Here is a 6,187-nt window from a genome sequence, read left to right on the forward strand (position 1 = left end):
CCCAAATGCCGCCATAATGAGCCCACTGCGAGCCGTGCATCTCCGGCTAGCTCGCCGTCACGGCTCCCCACACCCACCAGCGGTGCGATCTCATCGCCGCGGTGCACATGATTCGCAGGATGGCTATGGCTCACAAATCTTCGTTCTTCGCTCAGAGACTTACTGCTGGTGCTGCCCTGCTGCTCGCCGCCAGCGCCGCGATCGCCAATGCACAGGCGCTGCCCCGTCTTGCGGGACAGATCGACAGCTCGGCAGTGGTCTCGTTGCCGAACTCAGTGCATCCCTGGGCACGCGCGGAGTTCGATCGCGGACCAGTGCCCGGCGGCAACACGGGCCGCCTGCTGCTCGTGCTCGGCCGCTCCGATGAGCAGGAGCAGGCTCTGAAGACGTTGATGGCGGCGCAGCAGGATCCGACGTCGCCCAGCTATCACAAGTGGCTCACGCCCGAGGAATACGGCAAACGCTTCGGCGCCGCCGACTCGGATATTCAGGCCATCCGCGGTTACCTTTCCTCGCGCGGCATGAACGTTGGCCGCGTCTCGAGCAATCGCCTCTCCATTGAGGTCACCGCGACCGCCGATCAGATCCGCTCCACCTTCGGCACCGAGATCCACGCTTACGCCATCCAGGGCAAGACCTTCTACGCCAACAATGCGAGCCCCAGGATCCCGGCAGCCCTCGCGTCAGTCGTGCGCGGCTTCTCCTCGCTGAACAACTTCCGCGCCGAGACGGCCGCTCCCGTCCGCCAGGGCACGCTCGATCGTGCGACCCACACCGTCAAGCCGCTTTACACGACGGCCGGTGGCACCGTCTTCGGCGTCACCCCCGGCGACCTCGCCAACATCTACGACGTGCCCTCCGCGTCCACGGGCGTTGGAGCCGGTGGCCGCAATGTCACCATCGGTGTCGTCGGCGACTCGGACATCAACGTCTCCTACATCAACAACTACCGCTCAGTCTTCGGCCTCTCCCCCGCCCCGATCACGGTCGTGGTCGACGGCAATGATCCCGGCATCACCGGCGACGCTTACATCGCCTACAAGCAGTTGGAGCTGCTCAGCGCCGTTGCTCCCAATGCCAGCCTCTACTACTACACATCAGCAACGACGGACTACGACACCGGCCTGAACTTCGCCCTCGGCCGCGCCGTCGAAGACAACCAGATTCAGGTCCTCGTGGTCGGCTACCAGGCTTGCGAGTCAACCGTCGGCAAGCAGACCGGCGAAACACTGCTGATCAATCAGATCTATGAGCAGGCTGCCGCCCAGGGCATCACGGTCGTCGCCGCCGCCGGCAACTCCGGCCCGGCCGGCTGCGAAGTCCCCGGCACCGCCGCCAAAGCCACCACTGGCTTTGCGGTCAACCAGTACGCGAGTTCGCCCTTTGTCACCGCTGTGGGCGGTACCGACTTCTACTACGCTGTCACGCCACTGACCTACTGGGGCGCCGCCAACTCCGGCACCTATACCTCGGCCCTCGGCTACATCCCGGAGCAGGCCTGGAATGACAGCACGAACCAGGCGAACCCCTCCGTCCTGCTTGCGGGCGGCGGCGGTGTGAGCACGATCGGCCTCGACGGCACAGCCACCCCCGAGCCCATCCCCTCCTACCAGAGCAGCAATACGAAGGCCGCGGCCATCAGCAAAACGGCCCGCATCCTCCCGGACGTCGCCTTCTTTGCCGGCAGCGGCGCGAACGACACGCTCGGCTACAACTCGACCGCGTACCTGTTCTGTATGCAATCGACCGACTGCACTGGAAACACGCCGCAGTTCACCTACTCTGGCGGCACCGAAGCCTCGGCTGCGGTCTTCGCCGGCGCCGTTGCACTGACGGTCGCGAATAAAAACGCGGGCACGCGCTACGGTCTGGGCAATGTCAACCCCGCCCTCTACTCGCTGCTGACCGGCACGAACGTGCTGCATCACGACATCACCATCGGCAGCACGGCGGTCGATTGCTCCGGCGGCAACAATTGCGGCAAGGGCGCCGTCATGACCGGCTACACAGCGGGCAGCGGCTACGACGCTGCCACTGGCCTCGGCAGCTTCGATATCACCAGCTTCGTCAACAACTATGCCGCGCCGAACACCACGCCCAGCAATGTCACATTGACTGTGCTCGATCCCGCCACCAACCTGGCCCCGGTCTGCAAGTCGGTGGTCAACGGCGTCACCCAGACCATCAGCAACTGCGCCCCGCACAGTACCTCGCTTGAGTTCATCGTCAAAGCAACCAGCGCATCCGGCGGCAATACGGTTCCGACCGGTGAGGTAGCTATCTTCAACACCAGCCCGCTCGCCTCACAGCAGGCCACTGAGTCCCTTACCTTAAGCAACGGCACGGCCACCGAGAGCAGCTACAACCAGCTACCCGGCGGCACCTACAAGCTCTACGCCCACTATGCCGGTGACACCGTCAAGGGCGGCACCTACGCACCGAGCACCTCGGCTCCCTACCAGATCACCATCCAGCCCGAGCCCTGCTTCATCCAGATCTATAAAAACAACATCGCTGGTGGCGGGACCATCCCCTACGGCTCGCCTGTGATCATCACCGCTGAGGCCTACAGCACCACCAACCCCAACAACGTCGCCCTCGACTCTGGCTCGCTCAGCGTGTTCGACACCTACAACGGTGTGCGGCGTCAGATCACAGCCATTCCGCTGAACTCGCAGGGAGCTGCTACCTTCAGCTCTAACCTGCTCTCGTACGGGGCGCACTCGATCGCGCTCGCCTACAACGGCGATGCAGGCTTTGGCGCCTGCCAGACGGCCGCCTACGGCGTGACTGTCTCGAAGGCCGCCACCACCACCACCATCAATGCAGCAGAGACGGATACCGGCGCAGGCACCGCCAGCATCGGCATCACGGCTGTCGTTCAGTCCGCTACATTGCCCAGCAATGCGACATCGCCCACTGGCACGGTGACCTTCAACACGAAGACCCCGAAGGTCGTCACCCTGGTGCCCGGCTTCGATCCAAGCGGCAACGCAATCGCCACCGCGAGCACCACGGTCGGCCAGGCGGATGTGCCCACGACCGGCACGATCAATGCAACGTACACGCCGGCTTCGACCGAGGTGAACTACACCGCCTCCACCTCCGCCGCTGTACCCTTCTCCTCCACCACCGCCACCACCACGAACTCGCCGACGACCACCACGTTCACCATCACGGATTCGTACGGTCTCAGCGGCAGTTACCCTGCACTCGACTCGTTGACGCTCAAGCTTCACGTCCAGGCGTCGAGCCCGCAGTCCAGCTTCTTCATCGTCTACGCGAACGGCATCCAGCTCACGCCACCTGTCTCGAAGTTCAACGGGTTCAGCAGTGGTGGCCTCGCTATCGACAAGAACGGCGATGCGACCTTCGTGATGCCGCAGCTCAATGGCTACCTGAACCTGCCGTCCGGACAGGTGCAGATCAATGTGGTCTACGACGGCTGGGCCTCCGGGGACTTGTCGCAGGAATCGGACCCCTCGAGCGCCAGCCAGACCATCACCATCATGGATGACCGCACGTCGGCCGACTTCTCTCTCCAGTCGGACCTGACCGTCAACCAGCAGAATCCGCTGATCGCGCCCACCACGCAGGCCGCCTTCAACCTGCGCCTGACCTCGATCTATAACTTCCAAAGCGCGTACTCCACCACGCCCATCAACCTGAGCTGCAGCGTCATCGGTTACACCAGCCCGACCGGCGTCCACTCAACTCCGTCCGGCCTGGCTTGCGGCTTCAACAACGCACTCAGCACAACCACCGCGAGCGTCACCTTCGCGGCCAGCAGCGCGACACCGGGCTTCATTACCCTGCCGCTCTATGTCGGCGCCGCCAGCGGCTACAGCGTGGCTGCCAACACTCCCCCCGCCCTGCCGGGTTCGCCCTGGTGGTTCGCCACCGGCGGCACCACCCTTGCCTGCCTCTTCCTGCTCGGTCTGCCGGGACGCCGTCGCAACTGGCAGTCGATGCTCGGCGCCGTCGCCCTCATGGTGGTTGGCATTGGGATGACCGGATGCGGCGCGACCACCGGCTCCGGCAAGACCTACCCATTCACCACCACGAATGCAGGCGGCACCAGCGGCACCGGGAGCAACGGAACCACCGGCACTGCGGTACCAGCCGGCACTTACACCGTCCTGGTCACTGCGAGCAGCACCACCAACCAGGCCCTCAGCCACACGCTGCCGGTCCAGGTCGTGGTCGGCGCTTACAACTAACCGCTCCTCCGCGCATAACGGAGAAGGCCACGCTCATCGAGCGTGGCCTTCTTCATGTCGCGATGATCTGGATGTCGCGATCAGCCGGTCATCTGCTACTTCGTGCGAGCAAACGTGACGTATCGCCGACCTGCATAGAGGCGGTAAGTCCCCTTCTCCGCCGTGTTGCCCGCCGCCTCCATCACCTGCAGCGGCGTCGGCCGGTGCAGGGCCGCATCCTGCTGGCTCGTCGCACTCAGCACCTCGTGATCGCCAATATCCATCACCACGAAGCGATCATTCTCGACGAAGCCGACTCCATACGCTCCAGGCGGCAGCGTGCGATTGCCCTCGCCACCGATGCGTAGTGGCACCTCGGTCAGCAGGTAAGCCTGATACCGCTGCTGCACGCCCGTCGAGTAGCCCGACGTATCGACCAGCGCCATCATGGTCAGCAGGCCGTCGCTGTATCGGACACCGCCACTGTTGCGCATCTGCACCGAGGCACTCTGGCCGCGATAAAAGACCTGCGGTGGAAACAGGCTGCTCAGGTCGGCGGCCTTCAGGACTCCCGGGCTCGCCTTGCTGACGGCGGATGTTGCATTGGAGCCCGATTGCGCCGGCACCGGTACGCTGCAGACCCCCGAACCCATCGCGCCCGCTAAGAGGACGGAGAGGACTGCCCTTCGTGCAACAGACGGTCTCTTGTTCATGGTGGGTAGCTTACAGTACGGCTACTTCTTCTCTGCCGACGCCGCTGTCTCATCGGCCGTGTGCAGGTGCCAGGGCACGCTCTCGCCAGAGAGCTCCGGGTGCGCCCGCAGGAAGCTCAGCGTCGCGGTGCTGGCCATTGGATCATCCTTCTCATCCGCAAACAGTGCGGCCTGCGCCGCTGCCTTCTGCTTGTCGCCCTCGCGCCGATAAATGATCGCGAGGTTGTAGTGTGCGGACAGGTCGTCCGGCTCGATCCCCTGCACGGTTTCGTACTCAACCCGCGCCAGATCATACTTGTGCTGCTGGTAGTAGCTGAAACCCAGTTCGCGATGCGCATCGGGCGAACGCGGGAACTCAGCAACGACCTGCTTCAGATCAGTCACGGCCGCATCGAGATCGCCCTGGTTGCGATCCACCAGCGCCTGGTAATACAGCGCGCGCGCATCGCCCGGCATGCGGGTCAGCGCCTGCTTCAGGCTCTCCGCAGCGTCGCTGTAGCGCTCCCACTGCAGGTACACGACGCCAAGGTTGGTGTACGCATCGCCGTAGTCGGGCCGCAGCTTCAGCACTTCGTTGAAGGCGTCCCGCGCCTCCGCGTACTGCGCCTGGTCCAGCAGCGCGATGCCGAAGTTGTTCCACCGCATCCACTCCGCGTTGTCCTTCGCCTCTGCCGGCGCGGCGGCGTTCTCGCCCACCTTCAGCACGCGGCTGCGCACGGCCATCTCCACCACCGGATAGGCCGGGTGCTTGTCGCCCAGCGCGAACCGGGTGAACGCCTCGTTGAAGTGGCGATAGTTCACCTTGGCAGTCAGCGTGTACGGACCCTTCCCGTCCTTCGGAATGCGGAAGCCGTAGCGCACCAGCGTCGAGCGGCCCGGTCGCATCGTCGCGTCCGTCGCGGTCGTGCGGCGGTTCCAGATCTCATGCTTCGTCAGCAGCGCGCCGTCCTTGTCCAGCAGGCGCGTCACGAAGCTGTGCGCCTCCGGGTCCAGCGACCCATCCGGCTGAATGCGTCCGCTCGCATGCAGCACCTTCCCATCCGCGTCCTTCAGCTCGAACTCGGCCCACGCCTCGTACATATCGCGCTGCTCGGGGATCAGCGTGTGACCGATGCCCTTGTTCTGGATCACCACCATCGCCTGCAGTTCGTCACCTGGATGCAGCGTGAACGGCTTTGCTCCGAGCGGCGCCATCACATCCGTCCCGTCCGGCTTCGCCAACGCAAACAGGTCCACGTTCAGCGTGTCCGCCTTCAGGTACTCGATCGTTTTTTT

The 6,187-nt window shown here is 64.3% G+C and carries 3 protein-coding genes; 1 reads left to right on the forward strand and 2 read right to left on the reverse strand.

The genetic code is table 11. From position 1 onward, the window contains the following. The first annotated feature begins 125 nt into the window (after positions 1 to 125). The gene (locus AC5IJH_RS06040) at positions 126 to 4,220 is read left to right on the forward strand and encodes a protease pro-enzyme activation domain-containing protein (RefSeq protein WP_491901905.1); all 4,095 of its coding nucleotides are present in this window, start codon (positions 126 to 128) and stop codon (positions 4,218 to 4,220) included. Positions 4,221 to 4,315: 95 nt separating this feature from the next. On the opposite strand, the gene AC5IJH_RS06045 is transcribed toward AC5IJH_RS06040, so the two are convergent. Further along, positions 4,316 to 4,912, reverse strand: a complete 597-nt coding sequence (locus tag AC5IJH_RS06045) for a hypothetical protein (RefSeq protein WP_491901906.1) — start codon at positions 4,910 to 4,912, stop codon at positions 4,316 to 4,318. A 21-nt stretch (positions 4,913 to 4,933) separates the two neighbouring features. Beyond that, positions 4,934 to 6,187: tetratricopeptide repeat protein (locus AC5IJH_RS06050; protein ID WP_491901907.1), on the reverse strand; the 1,254-nt coding region annotated here is incomplete at its 5' end.

The organism is Candidatus Dedyshia acidiphila (assembly GCF_051025295.1).
Taxonomy (GTDB): Bacteria; Acidobacteriota; Terriglobia; order Terriglobales; family Acidobacteriaceae; genus KBS-83.

Bases quoted from the DNA above. Each gene is read 5' to 3' on its own strand.
- AC5IJH_RS06045 (WP_491901906.1), bottom strand. From the start codon at position 4,912: ATGAACAAGAGACCGTCTGTTGCACGAAGGGCAGTCCTCTCCGTCCTC.
- AC5IJH_RS06040 (WP_491901905.1), top strand. From the start codon at position 126: ATGGCTCACAAATCTTCGTTCTTCGCTCAGAGACTTACTGCTGGTGCT.